The following is a 16208-nucleotide window of genomic DNA, read 5'->3' on the forward strand; positions in this document are numbered from 1 at the left end:
CCTAGGGCCCGTCCGGTGGATCAGCGGGCCATGGGCGTCAGGCGGGCAGCTCCACGACGTCCGCGACCACGCAACTGACGTTGTCCGGACCGCCGTTGCGGTTGGCGAGGGCCACGAGCGCGCGGACCGCGTCGTCGGGGTCCGGGGTCGTCACGAGCGTGGCGTGTACGTCGTCGGCCGGGACGACGGCGGACAGCCCGTCGGAGCAGAGGAGATAGCGGTCGCCGGGGCGGGCGTCCTGGAGCCGGATGTCGGCGCCCGCGCTCCCGTCGGTGGCCGGGCCCGTACCGGACAACGCCCGCGCCAGCAGAGACCGTTGGGGGTGGGACTCGGCCTCGGCCGGGCTGAGGCGGCCCTCGTCCACCATCGACTGGACCATCGTGTGGTCGTGGGTGATCTGGAAGAAGCCGCCGTCGCGCAGCAGATACGCGCGGGAGTCGCCGATGTGGACGAGGGCGAGCTGGGAGCCGGTCCAGAGCATCGCGGTGAGGGTGGTGCCGACGTGTCCCGGCTCGCGCTCGGCGGCGGCGACGCCGCGGACGGCCCGCCCGGCCTGCTCGACGGCGTCCTCCAGGGCGTTCAGCAGCTCACCGGCGGGGACGGTGTTCGCGCCCGCGTCGAGGCGTTTCAGTACGTCGACGGCCGCGGCGCCCGCGGGGGCGCCGCCGGTCCCGAAGCCGTCGGCGACGGCGAGCAGGCGGGAGCCCGCGTAGGCGGTGTCCTGGTTGCTCTCGCGGACGAGCCCGGTGTCGGACAGGGCGGCGTAACGGATGCCGAGCGGTGCGCTGGCGGCTGACATGGCGGGGTCCTTCCAGGACAGGTAGTCGATGAGGAAGGCGGCCAGGTCCCGCCGGGCGGCGGTGTCGGCCTCGACACGGGTCCAGTACGCGCGGACCGACAGGGCCGCGTCCCGGCCCTCCTGGGCGCAGACCTCCTGGATTCCGGCCAGCGGCATCCCGAGGCGGCGCAGCCACGCCACCAGGCGGGCCTTCTCCAGTTGCTCCGGTGCGTACCAGCGGTAGCCGGTCGCCGGGTCCACGTGGGCGGGGGAGAGCAGGCCCAGCTCGTCGTAGAGCCGCAGCGCCCGCTGCGACAACCTGGCCGCCTTCGAGAAGGCCCCGATGCCCATCAGGCCGGGTCCCGTGTCCCGCTCCATGCCCGCGCTCCTCCGTCCCTCCTCGCGCCGGGCCTCCGTCCGGCGCGCGTCCGATGCTGGGGTCTTCCCCGACGTGAGAGTCAAGCAGGTTCGCGGCCTTCCGCCTCTCCCGCCGTCCGCGCCCTCACCTGCGCGGCTTTACGGTTCGCTCTACGAACTAATATGGTTCGTAGAGCGAATGAAATGTCGAGGCGTGCGGGGAGTGGTGAACATGGCGGGTGCGGGTGCGGGTGCGGGTTCCGGCGTCGGCGGTGGTGCTGGTGCTGGTGCTGGTGCGGGTACGGAGGGCGCGGCGCGTGCGGCGGGTGCGGTGCGGACGGTCGCGGTCGTCGGCGGGGGGTACGGGGGCGCCGCCGTCGCCAAGGCGCTGGACCAGGACACGGACGTCGTGCTGATCGAGCCGAAGGACGCCTTCGTGCACGCGGCGGGCGCGCTGCGCGCCCTGGTCAGGCCCGACTGGGCGGCAAACATGTTCTTCCCGTACGACCGGCTGCTGGCGCGCGGCCGGGTGGTCCGCGAGCGCGCGGCCTCGGTGGACCCCGGCGGCGTCACACTGGCCTCCGGCGCCCGCGTCGACGCCGACTTCCTCGTCCTGGCCACCGGCTCCGACTACGCCTTCCCGGCGAAGACCGAGACCGACTCCACGGCCGAGGCGCTGCGCAGGCTGCGCGTCGGTCACGACGAACTGGCGCTGTCCGAGCGGGTGTTGATTGTCGGAGCCGGCCCCGTCGGGCTCGAACTCGCCGGTGAGATCAGGGCCGTGTGGCCGGACAAGCACATCGTCGTCCTCGACCCGGCCGAGCGGTTGCTGTCCGGTTTCATGCCGGAGCTTCGGGACGACCTGCTGCGCCAACTGGACGCACTGGACGTCGAATTGCGGCTCGGTACGACCCTGGCCGCGCAGCCGCCGACCGAGCCGGGGCAGGCGAAGACGTTCACGGTCGCCACGTCCTCCGGTGACCAGGTCACCGCCGACATCTGGTTCCGCTGCTACGGCGTACGCGTCAACAGCCACTACCTCGCCGACGGCCGCCTCACCGCCCGTACGGCCAAGGGGCAGGTCCGCGTGACCGACACGCTCAACGTCCATGGCAACGGCGGGACGTACGACCGCGTCCACGACCACGTCTACGCGCTCGGCGACCTCACCGACCTCGCCGAGGCCAAGATGGCGGGGTACGCCATGAAGCACGCCGCCGTCGTCGCCGAGAACATCCTCGCCCAGGTGCGCGGCGAACGGCCCTCGGCCGTCTACCGGCCCTCGCCCGTACCGTCCGTGCTGCTGCCGCTCGGGCCCGGCGGGGGTGTCGGCCAGACCCTGTCCGACGACCGGCCGACCCCCGTACCCGTGCTCCTGCCGGCCGAGCGGGTGGCCGCGTACAAGGGGCGGGATCTGCTCGTGGGGCGGTTCGCGGCGCTCTTCGGCACGGGCTGAGCCCTCGGGTACGGGACGTGGCGCGCGCTCAGTGCGCGACGGGGCCCTCGTCCAGTTCGAGGAAGACGGCGGGCACCTTGTTGTCGCGGACCACGCGGCTGAGCAGACCCGCGAGCGTGACCCGTTCCGCCTCGGTCAGGCCGGACGGCAACTCCTCGACGCGGCGGCAGGTGTCGGCGTAGAACGCGTCGACCAGCGACCGCCCTTCGGCGGTGAGCGCGACCCGTACCGCGCGGCCGTCGCTCGGATCGGCCTCCCGCCGTACCAGCCCGCGCTGCGCGCAGCGGTCCACAAGACCGGTCAGGCTCGACTTCGCCAGCCCCAGGATGCTGCCCAACTCGCCCATCCCCAGGGGCTGTCCCATCAGCACGCACAGCAACTGCCCCTGCTGCGGCGTCAGTCCGTACCCCCGGCCCGCCTCCGCGTACACGGCGTTCACCAGGAAGGAGGAGCGCACCAATGCGGTGACGACTCCCATGTGCTCGCCCGCGTCCTTCCCCATACCGCCAGCCTACGGGATAGGGGCGATCGGGTGGTGGTTCGTGACGCGAACTATGGAAGGGGTGGGAGGGGGAGGAGGGGAAATAGGGAACGCGGTGCGTTCCCGTTCGGACCCGTCCTTTCCCGTCCGTTCCTGTCCGTTCCCGTTCGGACCCGGCCGGATTGCCGCCGGGGCGCGGGCGTCGGACGATCGAGACCGGCGGTCCGTCCGGCGAGGGAGTGATGCGATGAGCGCGCGGCGGCTGGCCGACCTCGACCGCCCCGAGCGGCGCCGGGCGATGGCCGCGAGTGTGGTCCGCTGCGTGCTGTCCACGGCGGCGATCCTGGTCCTGTACTACTTCCTGCCGCTCAACGGCGGCCGTCCCGACGCCGCCGCCCTGATCCGGCTCGGCATCGGCGCCGTCGTCTTCGTCGCGGTCATGCTCCTCGAACTCCGCCGCATCCTCCACGCCGATCTTCCTCAGCTCCGCGCCGTGGAGACCCTCGTCGTCACATTCGCCTTCTTCCTCGCGCTCTTCGCCAGCGCCTACGTCTCCCTCTCCCACCTCTCACCCGGCAGCTTCACCGAGCCGGTCGACCGCACCGCCGGGCTCTACTTCGCCATCGTCACCCTCGGCACCGTCGGCTACGGCGACATCGCCCCCACCAGCGATTTCGCCCGCATTCTCGTCAGCGTCCAGGTCCTCATCGACCTCGTCTTCCTCGCCTTTCTGCTCCGCCTGGTCATCGACCTCACCCGCCTCACCCTCCACCGCGACCAGCCCCCCTGACGGGGGTCCCGCCCCCTCCCGGCCCCCGCTTTCCCGGCCCCCGGGTCCGGCAGGGCTTCCCCGCGCCGTTCCTCCCCCGACCTTCGGCCGGGAGGTGCCCCCAGCGCCCTAAAAAGATCGGCCCACCGCCCCGGTGGAGGAACCGGACCGGGCCGCGCGGCTCCTGGGGGCGTACGCCCGAGGGGGGCTAGAGCGCCGAGGTAGCGGCAAGCTCGGCGGCGACGAGCTCGGCCACCTGAACGGCGTTCAAAGCGGCCCCCTTGCGAAGGTTGTCGTTCGAGACGAAAAGCGCGAGCCCGTTCTCGACGGTCTCGTCGAGGCGGATGCGGCCGACGTACGACGGATCGCGCCCGGCGGCCTGAAGCGGCGTGGGAATCTCGGAGAGCTCGACGCCGGGTGCGGACCGCAGAAGGTCATAGGCACGGGCGACGCCGAGCGGCCGGGAGAAGCGGGCGTTGAGCTGGAGGGAGTGGCCGGAGAAGACGGGGACGCGTACGCAGGTGCCGGAGACCTTGAGCTCGGGGATCTCGAGGATCTTGCGCGACTCGTTGCGCAGCTTCTGCTCCTCGTCGGTCTCGAAACTGCCGTCGTCGACGAGGTTGCCCGCGAGGGGGACGACGTTGAAGGCGATGGGCCGGGCGTAGACGGCGGGCTCGGGGAAGGCGACGGCGTCGCCGTCGAAGGTGAGCTGGTCGGCGGATTCGACGACCTTGGTCGCCTGGCCGTGCAGCTCGGCGACGCCGGACAGGCCGGAGCCGGAGACGGCCTGGTAGGTGGTGGCGACCAGGGCGGTCAGCCCCGCCTCGGCGTGCAGCGGGCGCAGCACCGGCATCGCGGCCATGGTGGTGCAGTTCGGGTTGGCGATGATGCCCTTGGGGCGGTGGGCGATGGCGTGCGGGTTGACCTCGGAGACGACCAGGGGGACGTCGGGGTCGCGCCGCCAGGCGGAGGAGTTGTCGATGACGACCGCGCCCTGGGCGGCGACCTTCTCGGCGAGGGCGCGGGAGGTGGCGCCGCCCGCGGAGAACAGCACGATGTCCAGGCCGCTGTAGTCGGCGGTGGACGCGTCCTCGACGGTGATCTCGCCGTCGGCCCACGGCAGAGTGCTCCCGGCGGACCGGGCGGAGGCGAACAGCCGCAGCTCCGTCACCGGGAACGCGCGCTCGGCCAGCACCTTGCGCATGACCGAGCCGACCTGTCCGGTCGCTCCGACGATTCCGATCCTCATCCGGCTCTCTCCGATCGATGTGTGCCGTTCCGTACGGCTGCGTGCCGTTCCGTACGACTGCGTGCCCGCCCGGTCGAGTATCCCCCGAGGCGGGAGCGGGGCGGCGGGGCATTTCAGGGGACGAGACGCAGCCTGGTCAGGGCGTCGTCCACGACGGCGGGCGGCGGGGGCAGCAGCGGCAGCCGTACGTCGGGGGTCGGGATGCGGCCCTCCGCGTGCAGCACGGCCTTGATGACGGTCGGGTTCGGCGCGCGGAAGAGGGCGGCGGCCAGGGCGGCGAGGCGGTGGCCGAGGGCCGTGTCCCCCTTGGCGTCCCCCGTGGCCGCGGCCTCTGCCAGCCCGGCCCAGCGGGCGGTGGCCAGGTGCGCGGAGGCGAGGATGCCGCCGGGGGCGCCGAGGGCGAACAGGGCGGGCGCGAAGACGTCGTCGCCCGCGAGGATCTCGAAGCCGTCCGGGTGATCGCCGAGCAGGTCGACGGTCTCGGCGTCGATGCCGCCGGTGGCGTACTTCACACCGGCCACGCCCGGCAGCGCGGCCAGCTCGCGCAGCGTGCGGGCGGTCAGCGGCTGCCCGGTGCGGTACGGCACGTGGTAGACGATCAGCGGTACGGGACCGGCCGCGGCCAGCGCCGCGAAGTGGGCGAGGACCCCGGCCTCGCCCGGCCGGGAGAAGGACGGCACCGTGGCCAGGACGGCGTCCGGCACCACCGGCGCCCCGGCGAGCGCCCCCAGCTCCCGTACGGCCGCCGCCGTGGCGCCGCCGGCCGCGCCGAGCACGAAACGCGCGCCGTGCTCGCGGCAGACCCGGCCGACGACCGCCGTCACCTCGGCGCGTTCGCCGGGGTCGAGGGCGGCGGCCTCCGCGGTCGTGCCGAGCGCCACGAGCCCGGCCGCGCCGTCCCGCAGCACCTCGTGCGCGAGCCCTTCGAGGGCGCCCACGGCGACCCGGCCCTGTGTGTCGAACGGCGTGACCAGCGGTACGAGGATCATGTCCGCGAGTCTGACCCGAGCCCATGGCGAAGGTCCAGTTAATTGTCGTGCACGGAACCGTTAAGCAGCGCTACTCTCCCGCGCATGTACGAGATCTCCGCGGACCCGGCCCGCCTCGACGTCCCCCGTATCCACGACTGGCTCTCCACCGACGCCTACTGGGCCCTGGGCCGCACCCTCGCCACCCAGCAGGCCGCCATCGACGGCTCCCTCAACTTCGGCGCCTACCACCCCGCCACCGGCGCCCAGCACGCCTACGCCCGCGTCGTCACCGACCTCGCGACCTTCGCCTACCTCTGCGACGTCTACGTCGACCCCGCCACCCGCGGCCAGGGCCTCGGCACCACCCTCGTCACCGCCATCCGCGACCACCTCACCCCCTACGGCCTGCGCCGCGTCGTCCTCGCCACCGCCGACGCCCACGCCGTCTACGCCAAAGTCGGCTTCACCCCCCTCACCGACCCCGACAACTGGATGACCCTGGGCCTCCAGAACCCTTCGGTGCGGGAGCCGTGGAACCGCTGACGCGGCCTCAGCGACGCAGGCGGCCCGCACCGCCTACGGGAATGCGCGGCTCACGGGGCCTGCGGGCATACGCGGCCTACGCGGCCTCGGCGATGTCATCGCGCAGCGGCGGGACGCGCACGCCGTCGCGCTGCCGCTTGCGCACCCAGTCCACCAGCGCCCGCTCGACCTCCGTACGCGTGGCCACCCGGCGCAGCCGCAGCGGCACCGCGGCCAGGTGCAGCGCCGCCCGCACCCGGCTCACCCCGGCCCCGACCATGCCAGGACCCGGATGCGCGTCGAGCGCGAGCGCCACGCGCATGGTGTCGGCGAACAGCGACTGGGCCCGTTCGTAGGCGGTGTACACCGGCAGGTCCCGTTCGAGCCCGGCGGCGGCCTCCGGGTGTACGCGGAGCACCGCACGCCGCCAGCGCTCGATGACCTCGGGCCGCTGGTCGGCCGGGTACCGCATCCGCACCAGGTGGATGGCCAGGTCGTGCAACGGGTCGCCCCACATGGCGAGTTCCCAGTCCACGACGGTGAGGCCGCCGTCGGCGCGGACGATGAGATTGTGCCGGTGCAGATCGCCGTGGAGCAGCGCGAAGGGCCGTCGGCGCAGCGGCGGCATCCGGTCGCGGAACCAGCGCAACGCGTTCGCCGGGACTTCCAGCGCGGCGAAGAGCGGTGCGAAGTCGGCCCAGTTGGCGGCGCGCACATCGTGCTCGGCGAAGTCCGCGCGGGCTCTGAGGAAGGCGTTGGAGTCGCCGTCCGCGGCCCAACCGGCGGGCAGCGGGGGCAGATCGGCCGCCGACACCCGGGTGAACCCCGCCATCTGACCGACGATGGCGTCCACGACGAAGGGATCCACCGGCTTGCCCGGCGCGCAGACCTCCGCCAGCGCCTGCCCTGGCACGTACTCGTGGACGGAGAATCCGCCGAGCCCCACGTAGTGCCGGGGGGTGTTCTCCACAACCGCCGTGCGCTGCAAGGCGTTCAGGATCTCGCCCTCGTCGGGCCAGACCCGCTCCACGACCTTCAGCGAACCGTCCAGCGGCACCCGCACCTTGACCGGGGTGTGCGCCTCGAAGCGCAGACGCTCCGCCATGCCGGGCGCCAGATCGATGACGTAGTTGCTGTTGTGATGACCTGTCAGCCGCTCACCGAAGCGCGTGGCATCCTGCCGGACCGTGTCCCAAGCGGCAGCAAGGCTCTGCTCCCGGCCGGTCGTCAGGACGCCCAAAGCATCGCTCCCACGCGCTCGCGCACTCACGAGACCGCCGAAGGGCGGCCAGTGTTTGGCACGAACATTAGTGGGTAACGGCAGCCCCCGCCATCGGAGAGCCGTTAAGACCCGGTTACGGACCGCGACGCCTCACCCGTTCGGGCGACGACTCAACGCGCTCGCGGCGACGACGAGGTCACGCATCCCGACGACCACCGGATGGGGCTCGATCTCCTGGAGCCGCGCCACCCGGCTCCTGGACCGCGCGTAACCGAGGAAACGTACCCGCGCCGCCCGCGCCGCCTCCGCGTCCCGCGGCGAGTCACCGATCATCAGGCACTGCTCCGGCCGTACCTTCAGCGCCGTCATGGCCCGCAGCAGGCAGTCGGGGTCCGGCTTCATCCTGGCCGGGTCGTACTGGTCACGGCCGTAGATCCGCGACCCGAAGACGCTCTCCAGCGAATGGCTCTTCAGATACGTCTCGACGGCCTGGGGCGAGTTGTTGGTGGTGATGGCGAGCAGTCGGCCACTGAGCGCCACGGCCCGTACGAATTCGTCGGCGCCCTCTGTCTCGCGCGCGGACGGTACGGCCGACTCCTCGCCGTGCGCGAGTATCCGCTCGAGCTCGGCGGCCACTCCGGGCGGCCAGGGCTCGCCGAGCATGGCGTGCGGGTCCTTGCTGCGCGCCGTCGCCGGATTCGGGGGACGTATCCCGTGCCGGTCGAGGTACCGGCGCATCTCTTCCGCTATCAGGCTGGCCGGATGCCTCGCGAACAGTTCGCAGACCGGTCCGTCGAAGTCGAGCAACAGGCATTCCGCCGCGTCGAGCAGGGCGAACGGGCTGCTCTCAGGTGATTCGAAGTACGTAGGAGTCACTCAAGGAGTGTCAGCGGCTCGGCGATCGTTGACCAGAGTGAGTCAAACCACTCCTGGGACTCGGTGACGAACTGCGAGTCCCGCTCCTTGGGCTTGTCGGTGTTCAGGCCGAACGAGAAGAGCGTCGCGGTGATGCCGAGGACGTCGTAGATGTTGCCCTTGCCCCGCTGGCCGAACTCGACCTCGCGGTCGATCACTTGATAGTGGCCGAACAGCGCGGTCCGCCCGTTGATGAGGTAGAGCTTGTGCATCGGGGTGATCGGTACGGTCCGCACCTCGACCGACTGCTCGACGTCGGGCTGGAATTCGGCCAGGGCCGCGAAAGCGGCGCGCACGGTGAGGACATGGGCGCGGACGAGTTGTCGTAGCCGCCACAGCGGGCGCTCGTCGGAGGCGTCGGCGACCAGCCGGGGAATCGCCAACTGCGCGGACAGGCTGGGCATCATGAGGCGGAGGCGGATCGACTCGGGTTTGAGGTCGCCGTCCTGAACCCGCGTCAGAGGTACGACCAGCGCGCGGCTGAGGGTTTCCGTGGTCAGCGAGTAGGCGTCGATGGTGACGTGCTGGTGCGTGAACGCCTCGTCGATGTGCGGCCGGAGGGCCTTGGAAGCACGTCCAGGCTCCTGGAGCCGAGTCTGCGAATCCGGGCGGTCTTCCTCCCAGCGCAGCACCTCGGACGGGCGTCCGCGCTGATTGTCGATGTAGCCGTCGTCGCGGAGTACGCCCAGCGCACGCTGGATCGTGGGACGGGAGACGTTGAAGCGCTCTTCCAACTCCGCCTGAGAAGGTATGCGTCCGCCGACCGGGTAGCGACCGTCGACGATCTCACCGCGGAGTACGTCCGCGATGTAGCGGTATGGGGGTCGGGAACCGTTGGTTCCGGCGTCTTCCTCGTCCACAAGACGACGTTACAACTTCCGGCGGGACAACGGTGCTTACCTGACCCGAGTTTATCGATCTCGGCCAACTGGGCACACCCTTGATAGAGGCAGCCTCTCTCAACTTCTCATTCGGGTAGGGAAGTTGAATGATCCAGCCTCATCGGGGGTCGCCAACTTCCCGTCCGATGGCGTGCGGGACATCGCAGCCACCCGCCTTCTGCAAAAGCGCGGAGTCGCGAAGGAGGGATCGGTCATGCTCGCTCTCAGTTTGTGCGCATATGCCTTCGAAGAGATCATCCAGTGGCGGTACGGCGCGGCAGGGGCCATCGCCGTCGGGCTGGTGGGACTCGGTCACAAGATGCGGAACACCACGTTCACCTGCATAGGAATCACCGCGATAGCGCTGCTGCTGGCGCAGTGACGGGCCGCGGAAAAGCGGGCAACCGGGTAAGCGGGTAAGCGGGTAACGGGTCAGCGCGGGGATCAGAAGACGTCGGGGCACCAGGGCCGGCGTGGGGTGCGGAACAGGGCGTCGGCTGTCCTGGCCGCACCCGTTCGGTGTTCGGAGACACGGCCGAGGGCGGCGAGGCGGACCGGGGACTCGTCGCCGAGGTAGAGGCAGCCGAGGTCGGCGACGGACAGGGAGAGGTCGGCGGAGGCCGAGGTGGGGGTGCAGGAGGCGGCGCCCGAGGGCGAGGTCTCCAGGAGGAAACGGCCGCCGGCCAGGCCCGCGGGGTCGTGGACGTCGAGCACGAGGGCGGCGGGGCCGCCCGCGTAGGTGCGGGCGGACAGGGCGGCGGGCACGTCGAGCATCCGCAGCCACATGAAGTCGGCGTAGGTCTCGGTGCGGGCGGCGCGCGGGTCGCCGAGGAGCAGCGGCAGGAGGTCGTCGGGCGCGCGGTGGCCGGACTTCAGCAGCGTCACCCAGTCCAGCGCGAGCAGGAAGCGCCACAGCGCGGTCTCGGCGGCCGGGGAGGCGGCGATCAGCCCGTGCACGCTCAGCTCGACCTTGGGGAACTTGCCCGGCCAGTGCTCTTCCTTGGCGGCGTACGCGGCCAGGCCGTCGACCCGGCCGTCGGCGTCGCGGTAGACGACGAAGAAGGGCTCGGTCCACGGCTGGGAGTCCAACGGCCGCTGTCCGGTGTTGACTTCCCACCAGTAGGGGGTGCGGTTGATCGCGCCGGGCGTCACCGCGCGGACCCGCTCGTGCAGCGCGGGGCCGACCTTGCGTACGTCCTCGACGGTCACGAGGTCCACCCGGCCGCCGTCCGTCGGACCCGCCCAGCGCCGGTCGAGGCCCGCGCGCGGCACGTCGATCTCCCAGTCCGCCACCCAGGTCGCCGCGCCGAAGCCGTACCGTCCGTAGATCGGATATTCGGCCGCGACCAGGATCGACACCGGCTCGCCGCGCTCCTTGGCGGCGGCCAGGTCGGCCGCCATCATCCGGCTGGCGAGGCCGCGGCGGCGGTGTGTGCCGGTCACGGACACGTTCGTGACGGCGGAGGCCGCGACGGCCGCGCCGCCGGGCACGGTGAGCTGGCGCGGCATGCTGCGGAAGGTCGCCACGCAGCGGCCCTGGTCGAAAGCGCCCTGCGTCCGGCTCAGGTCGAACGCGGCCCTGCGGGCCTCGACCTCCGCCGCGCTCACCGAGGGCGCGAGATGGAAGCCGGCGAGCTTGGCCCGCACCCAGTCGGCGACGTCGGATTCGGCCAGCGTGCGGATCTCAGGGCTCGAGGTCATACGCGCACGCTACGGACGCCCCCGGCCGTCCGCACCCGAATTTCGGCCGGGGAGCCGCCGGGCGCGCCGCCCCGCCGCCACCCCGCGCCGAACCGCGCCGGGCCGCCCCACCGCGTCCGACGGCACCGCCCTCACCCGTCCGACGACACCGCCCTCACCCGTCCGACAGCAGGTCGTCCACCTTCGCCTCGCCCTCCCGGTACCGCCGGGTGATCTCCGCGCTGCACCCGTCCACCGTCTGCTGGAGGGCCTGGCGGCGGCGTGAGACCTGCTGCTCGTTGCGGACCAGGCGGCCCATCGCCGCGTCCAGCTCCGGGTCGGTGCGGGCGTCGAGGTCGGACAGCTCCACCTCGGCGAGCATGTCCTCGGCGAGCTGCCGCACCCGCTCGGTCAGCGGGGTGCCGAGCGTGACGTGGCGGGCGGAGGAACGGACCCGCGAAGGCCCGTCGGTCAGGATCTCCGAGAGCCGGTCGAGCACGGGCGACGTACTCGGCGCGTCGGGGCCCTGCCCCGCGGCCGTACCGCGCGCGTCCCGCCCGCTGCGCCTGGCCTGCTCGGCCTGGAGGATGTCGATCCTGCCGTGCAGCATCCGCCGCAGATACGACAGGTCGGCCTCCTCCTGCTGCGCGTCCCTGCGCAGGGCGCGCAGCGCGCCCAGGTCGAGCGCGCCGAGGTCGGGCGCGGGCAGGTCGGCGAGCGGGTTGCGCGGCGCGGGCGTGCGCAGCGGACCCCGTGAACCCAGCGGACCAGATCCGTCGGCCTTCAGCATGCGGTGGCCCTTCGTGGTGGGCGCCGTCGGTACGGCAGTGCCGGAAGTCTCTCCAGCGCCGGAAGTGGTCATGCCTGTTGTCCCCTCCGTGGCGGCGCCTGCGCCGCCACCCTTCCGATGCTGCCACCTGCCCCTGTCACCCCGCAGCGACTCTGCACCCGAACGGCCGTCGCAACTGTTGTGCGAAGCCGCCGACCGGGCGTACGTTCCCCTCCCCGCGCTCCCCCTCACCCGTGTGGGTGGCGTGCGGGCGCGGCAGGCCACAATGGGCGCATGCGAGCGGTGGCCCAGCGGGTGAGCGAAGCGGAAGTCGTGGTCGACGGGGAGAGCGTCGGTGCCATTACGGGGCCCGGCCTGTGCGTCCTGGTCGGCGTGACGCACGACGACACGAAGGAGAAGGCCGCGGCGCTGGCCCGCAAGTTGTGGACGCTGCGGATCCTGCCCGACGAGCGGTCCTGTTCCGACATCGGCGGCCCGCTGCTCGTCATCAGCCAGTTCACGCTTTACGGTGACGCCCGGAAGGGTCGCCGCCCCACCTGGAACGCCGCGGCGCCCGGCGACCTCGCCGAACCCCTGGTCGACGAGGTCGTCGCCCAGCTCAGGGCGCTCGGCGCGACCGTCGAGACGGGCCGGTTCGGCGCGGACATGAAGGTCTCGCTGACGAACGACGGCCCGTTCACGGTGGTCATCGACATGTGAGGCGGAGGCAGGCGAGGCAGGGGTAGGCGAGAGGGGGCAGGCGAGAGGGGCTTACGGAGCCCGCGCCCCCGACAGGGGCCTCACCGCACCCGCGCCCCGAAATGCCACACGCGCCAACGGACCTACGGCGCCACGACCGTCTCCTGCGACGCCGCCGTCTGCTCCGCCATCAGCACCGCGTCCTCCGGCGTGTTCCGCTTCACCAGGGCCAGTGCGATCGGCCCCAGCTCCCAGTGCCGGGCCGAGGACGTGACGAAGCCGATCGCGCGGCTGTCCTCGCCGTCCGAGGCGAGCCGGACCGGGGCGCCGTGGCCCGGCAGTCGCACCTCGCTGCCGTCCAGGTGCAGAAAGACCAGACGGCGCGGCGGGCGGCCGAGGTTCTGAACGCGGGCGACCGTCTCCTGTCCGCGGTAGCAGCCCTTCTGGAGGTGCACCGCGGTCTCCAGCCAGCCCAGCTCGTGCGGGATCGTACGATGATCGGTCTCCAAGCCCAGCCGCGGCCGGTGCGCCTCGATGCGCAGCGCCTCCAGGGCCAGCGCGCCGATCGGCGGCGCGGCCTTCGCGGCGAAGGACTCCAGCTCGGCGCGCGGCACGAAGACGTCCCGGCCGTACGCGGTCTCCCGTACGGCCCACTCCGACGGCACCGCCGTGATCGAACCGGCGGGCAGGTACACCACCGCGTAAGCGTCCGTGGCGTCCGCGGTCTCGACGCGGTAGAAGAACTTCATGCTCTCCAGGTAGGCGAGCAGCGCGCCCTGCGTGCCGGGCTCGACGTGCATCCAGGTCGTGGTGCCGTCGTCCACCAGGTAGAGGGCGTGCTCGATGTGGCCGTTCGCCGACAGGACCAGCGCCTCGGTCGCCTGCCGGGGGGGAAGTTTCTCGACGTGCTGGGTGAGCAGCAGGTGCAGCCAGGACAGCCGGTCGTCGCCGGACACCGTCACCACACCGCGGTGCGACTGGTCCACGAAGCCGGTGCCGTCCGCGAGGGCGCGCTGTTCGCGGAAGAGGTCGCCGTAGTGCGCGGCCACTCCCTCGTCGGGGCCCTCGGCGAGGACAGCGCCGGGCAGCGACAGCAAAGGACTCTTCTTCACGCCGGTGGTCGCGCCGTCCGTCATGTTCACGCCGTCAGTCATGCCGTCAAGACTACGACTCCGCGCCGGTGCTACGACTCCGCGTCCGAACGCCTGTCCGCGCAGTCCCGGCAGCGGCCGAATATGGCGAAGTGCTTCATGTCCGTCTCGAAGCCCAGCTCCGCGCGCAGCCCGTCCTTCAGCGGCTCGGCCAGCGCGACCGGCACCTCCGTGACGGAGTCGCAGTCGCGGCAGACCAGGTGCATGTGGTCGTGCCGGTCGGCGAGGTGGTACGTGGGGGCGCCGTGGCCGAGGTGGGCGTGGCTGACCAGGTCCAGCTCTTCCAGCAGCTCAAGGGTCCGGTAGACGGTGGAGATGTTGATCCCCGAGGCGGTCTTGCGGACCTCGCACAGGATGTCGTCGGGCGTCGCGTGCTCCAGTACGTCCACGGCCTCCAGCACGAGCTGGCGCTGGGGCGTGAGCCGGTAGCCGCGCTGCCGCAGATCGGTCTTCCAGTCGATGGTCACCACACGGCCAGTGTAGGACCGTCCCGGAAAGCCGACCGTCCCGGAAAGGCGCCCTGGCTTCCCCGGCGTACGCGGGGCGCGGACCCGGGCGTACGCACGATGCCGGGGCGTACGCGCGATGCCGGGGCGTACGCGCGATGCCGGGGCGTACGGCCGGCTCCGCCTCCGTGAAGCCCGGCCTACTTGAAGAAGGCGATGCCGTCGTCCGGCAGGTCCTTCAGGTCGGCGGCCCACTCCCGCGGGTCCACGACCTTCTTCAGGTGCGCCGACATGTACGCGCGCAGCGGCACCGCGGGGGTGGCCTTCTCGCCGACCCACATCAGGTCGCTGTTCACGTACCCGTACAGCCGCTTGCCGCCGCTGTAGTCGGGCGCGCCCGCGAGCCGTGCCACGGCGTCCGTGACCAGGTCGATCTGCGGCTTGCCGTCGGCCAGCTCGCCGGTCCAGATCTCCACGACGCCCTCGTCACGCGTGGTGGTGACGTCGACCTTGCGGTCCTTGTCGATCCGCCAGAAGCCGCTCTCGCTCTCCAGCGGCCTGACCTTCTTGCCCGCCTCGTCCAGCACCCACGAGTGCGAGGTGTACTCCAGGAACGGGCGGCCGTCGTGCGTGAAGACGACCTCCTGCCCGAAGTTGCACTTCTCGGAGCCCGGGAAGTCGTGGACGCCCGCGCCCTCCCACCGGCCGAGCAGGAACACCAGCGGTACGAGGTCGGGGTGCAGGTCGGACGGGATCTCGATCATGTCAGCGCTGGCCCTGGTAGAGCTTCTTCACCGCGTAGAACGCGAAGAGCGCGACGCCCAGGCAGACGAGCACGAGCAGGGCGTCGTAGACATACTCAATTTGCACGGGACGTGCTCCTCGGACGGATCATGCGGACGGGCCGCGCACGAGTCTAGTGCGCCGCCCGTCCGAAGGCGCGGCCAGGCCGCGTGACGTGCGCCCCAGCGCCCCGCCCCGCCGCCCCGCCGCCCCGCCGCCCGCGGCTTCAGGCACTCAGCCGAGCAGCTGCGCCTGGAGCCGTACGGTCTGGCGGAACGGCACCGCGGGTGTGCCCCGCTTGACGCCCGCCTGCCAGCCCGTCGACTGCACGACCAGCGCCAGCGTGTCCCCGGCGTGGACGAAGGCGTACCGCGTCGCCGTGTCGTCGTACGGCGGGGTCTGGGCGTACGCGGAGACGGTGACGGGGACGGGCAGGGAGTCCGACTCCACGGAGTTGTCGCCCTCCTTGCTGTCGACGCCGGTCAGCGTCGTGTACTCGGCGCTGACGGCGTAGTCACCGGCGTAGGCGGTGCTGACGAACTGCACGAGGTAGATCTGCGTACGGGTGCCGTCCGGCATGGACCAGGCGCGGCCCGCGATGTGCCGCAGGCCCTGTGCCGTGAGCGTGGTCCCGGCGCCGGCGCGGTCGCCGACGTCGAACCGCCCGACGTAGTCCTCGGCGGGCACCCAGCCCTTGACGCCGGGCAGCGTGGTGTCCTCGACGGCGCCTTCGGGCAGCGGCAGCAGCAGTGACCTGAGGTCGGCGTAGTGGCGGCCCGAGGGGTTGACGCCCGTGTCCAGCGCGCCCGGCTTGCCCGCGGGCAGCTTCGGCAGCGCCAGCGGCGGAAACGTCCACCGTCCGTCGTCCGGCGTCTTGAGCCCCGGCACCTTCGTCCGCTCCGGCTGCGTCACCGCGTACGCCGTCGCCCCGCCGAACGCCGCGAAGACCAGAACGGCGGCCGTCCACCGCGCCAGCGCCCGCAGCCGCCGCCTCGGGCGGCGGGCCACGGGAAGGAGGTGCGGCTCGACGGTCGGCGCGCCGCCGGGCCCCTGGGGCGCCGGCCGGGACTCGGAAAGCC

General features: G+C 72.1%; 18 protein-coding genes. 5 read left to right on the plus strand and 13 right to left on the minus strand.

Features of this window, described 5'->3' with window-relative positions:
- Positions 1-37: 37 nt before the first annotated feature.
- A complete protein-coding gene (locus ACIOC1_RS28120; RefSeq protein WP_401856698.1) occupies positions 38-1156 on the minus strand; it encodes a MerR family transcriptional regulator in 1119 nt (372 codons plus the stop codon).
- 211 nt (positions 1157-1367) lie between these two features.
- On the opposite strand from ACIOC1_RS28120, the gene ACIOC1_RS28125 reads away from it, so the two are divergent.
- The gene (locus ACIOC1_RS28125; RefSeq protein WP_401856700.1) at positions 1368-2591 is read left to right on the plus strand and encodes an FAD-dependent oxidoreductase; all 1224 of its coding nucleotides are present in this window, start codon (positions 1368-1370) and stop codon (positions 2589-2591) included.
- A 28-nt stretch (positions 2592-2619) separates the two neighbouring features.
- Here ACIOC1_RS28125 and ACIOC1_RS28130 read toward each other — a convergent pair whose 3' ends face one another.
- On the minus strand, positions 2620-3069 hold the full coding sequence (locus ACIOC1_RS28130) for a MarR family transcriptional regulator (protein WP_355342340.1): 450 nt from the start codon (positions 3067-3069) through the stop codon (positions 2620-2622).
- A gap of 250 nt (positions 3070-3319) precedes the next feature.
- On the opposite strand from ACIOC1_RS28130, the gene ACIOC1_RS28135 reads away from it, so the two are divergent.
- Positions 3320-3862 carry an ion channel gene (locus tag ACIOC1_RS28135; RefSeq protein WP_355341990.1) on the plus strand — a complete coding sequence of 181 codons (543 nt, stop codon included), beginning with the start codon at positions 3320-3322 and terminating at the stop codon, positions 3860-3862.
- A gap of 187 nt (positions 3863-4049) precedes the next feature.
- Here the strand turns inward: ACIOC1_RS28135 and ACIOC1_RS28140 are convergent, their stop codons facing one another.
- A complete protein-coding gene (locus ACIOC1_RS28140) occupies positions 4050-5090 on the minus strand; it encodes an aspartate-semialdehyde dehydrogenase (protein ID WP_401856702.1) in 1041 nt (346 codons plus the stop codon).
- Positions 5091-5203: 113 nt separating this feature from the next.
- A complete protein-coding gene (locus ACIOC1_RS28145; RefSeq protein WP_355341963.1) occupies positions 5204-6079 on the minus strand; it encodes a dihydrodipicolinate synthase family protein in 876 nt (291 codons plus the stop codon).
- Between the two features lie 84 nt (positions 6080-6163).
- Between ACIOC1_RS28145 and ACIOC1_RS28150 the strand changes: the two genes are divergently transcribed.
- Positions 6164-6604 (plus strand): GNAT family N-acetyltransferase, encoded by a 441-nt coding sequence (locus ACIOC1_RS28150; RefSeq protein ID WP_401856705.1) that lies wholly within the window; start codon positions 6164-6166, stop codon positions 6602-6604.
- Between the two features lie 76 nt (positions 6605-6680).
- Here ACIOC1_RS28150 and ACIOC1_RS28155 read toward each other — a convergent pair whose 3' ends face one another.
- The 3 genes from ACIOC1_RS28155 to ACIOC1_RS28165 all read right to left on the minus strand — a co-directional run bounded on the left by ACIOC1_RS28155 (position 6681) and on the right by ACIOC1_RS28165 (position 9580).
- Entirely contained in the window at positions 6681-7823 is a 1143-nt protein-coding gene (locus tag ACIOC1_RS28155; RefSeq protein WP_391049719.1) for a phosphotransferase, read from the minus strand.
- A 132-nt stretch (positions 7824-7955) separates the two neighbouring features.
- On the minus strand, positions 7956-8681 hold the full coding sequence (locus ACIOC1_RS28160) for an HAD-IA family hydrolase (RefSeq protein WP_391049721.1): 726 nt from the start codon (positions 8679-8681) through the stop codon (positions 7956-7958).
- Positions 8678-9580, minus strand: coding sequence for a GntR family transcriptional regulator (locus ACIOC1_RS28165; RefSeq protein WP_355341952.1), 903 nt, complete (start codon positions 9578-9580; stop codon positions 8678-8680). The genes ACIOC1_RS28160 and ACIOC1_RS28165 overlap by 4 nt, the downstream gene beginning before the upstream one ends.
- 235 nt (positions 9581-9815) lie before the next feature.
- Here ACIOC1_RS28165 and ACIOC1_RS28170 point away from each other — a divergent pair, with 235 nt between their 5' ends.
- On the plus strand, positions 9816-9983 hold the full coding sequence (locus ACIOC1_RS28170; RefSeq protein ID WP_355341949.1) for a hypothetical protein: 168 nt from the start codon (positions 9816-9818) through the stop codon (positions 9981-9983).
- A 62-nt stretch (positions 9984-10045) separates the two neighbouring features.
- On the opposite strand, the gene ACIOC1_RS28175 is transcribed toward ACIOC1_RS28170, so the two are convergent.
- Together ACIOC1_RS28175 and ACIOC1_RS28180 are read right to left on the minus strand one after the other, a co-directional pair.
- Positions 10046-11302: a GNAT family N-acetyltransferase gene (locus ACIOC1_RS28175; protein WP_401856708.1), complete on the minus strand. Its 1257-nt coding sequence runs from the start codon at positions 11300-11302 to the stop codon at positions 10046-10048.
- A gap of 154 nt (positions 11303-11456) precedes the next feature.
- Positions 11457-12143, minus strand: a complete 687-nt coding sequence (locus ACIOC1_RS28180; RefSeq protein WP_391049725.1) for an ABC transporter substrate-binding protein — start codon at positions 12141-12143, stop codon at positions 11457-11459.
- A gap of 201 nt (positions 12144-12344) precedes the next feature.
- Here ACIOC1_RS28180 and dtd point away from each other — a divergent pair, with 201 nt between their 5' ends.
- Entirely contained in the window at positions 12345-12770 is a 426-nt protein-coding gene (gene dtd / locus ACIOC1_RS28185; RefSeq protein WP_391049727.1) for a D-aminoacyl-tRNA deacylase, read from the plus strand.
- A gap of 122 nt (positions 12771-12892) precedes the next feature.
- Here the strand turns inward: dtd and ACIOC1_RS28190 are convergent, their stop codons facing one another.
- The 4 genes from ACIOC1_RS28190 to ACIOC1_RS28205 all read right to left on the minus strand — a co-directional run bounded on the left by ACIOC1_RS28190 (position 12893) and on the right by ACIOC1_RS28205 (position 16137).
- Entirely contained in the window at positions 12893-13903 is a 1011-nt protein-coding gene (locus tag ACIOC1_RS28190; RefSeq protein ID WP_401856711.1) for a YgfZ/GcvT domain-containing protein, read from the minus strand.
- Between the two features lie 29 nt (positions 13904-13932).
- Positions 13933-14370 (minus strand): Fur family transcriptional regulator, encoded by a 438-nt coding sequence (locus ACIOC1_RS28195; RefSeq protein ID WP_355341937.1) that lies wholly within the window; start codon positions 14368-14370, stop codon positions 13933-13935.
- A 176-nt stretch (positions 14371-14546) separates the two neighbouring features.
- On the minus strand, positions 14547-15110 hold the full coding sequence (locus ACIOC1_RS28200; RefSeq protein WP_355341934.1) for an FABP family protein: 564 nt from the start codon (positions 15108-15110) through the stop codon (positions 14547-14549).
- A 253-nt stretch (positions 15111-15363) separates the two neighbouring features.
- Positions 15364-16137, minus strand: a complete 774-nt coding sequence (locus ACIOC1_RS28205) for a hypothetical protein (RefSeq protein ID WP_401856714.1) — start codon at positions 16135-16137, stop codon at positions 15364-15366.
- Between the last annotated feature and the right edge of the window lie 71 nt (positions 16138-16208).

The organism is Streptomyces sp. NPDC088197 (assembly GCF_044741185.1).
In the GTDB taxonomy this organism is placed as follows: domain Bacteria; phylum Actinomycetota; class Actinomycetes; order Streptomycetales; family Streptomycetaceae; genus Actinacidiphila.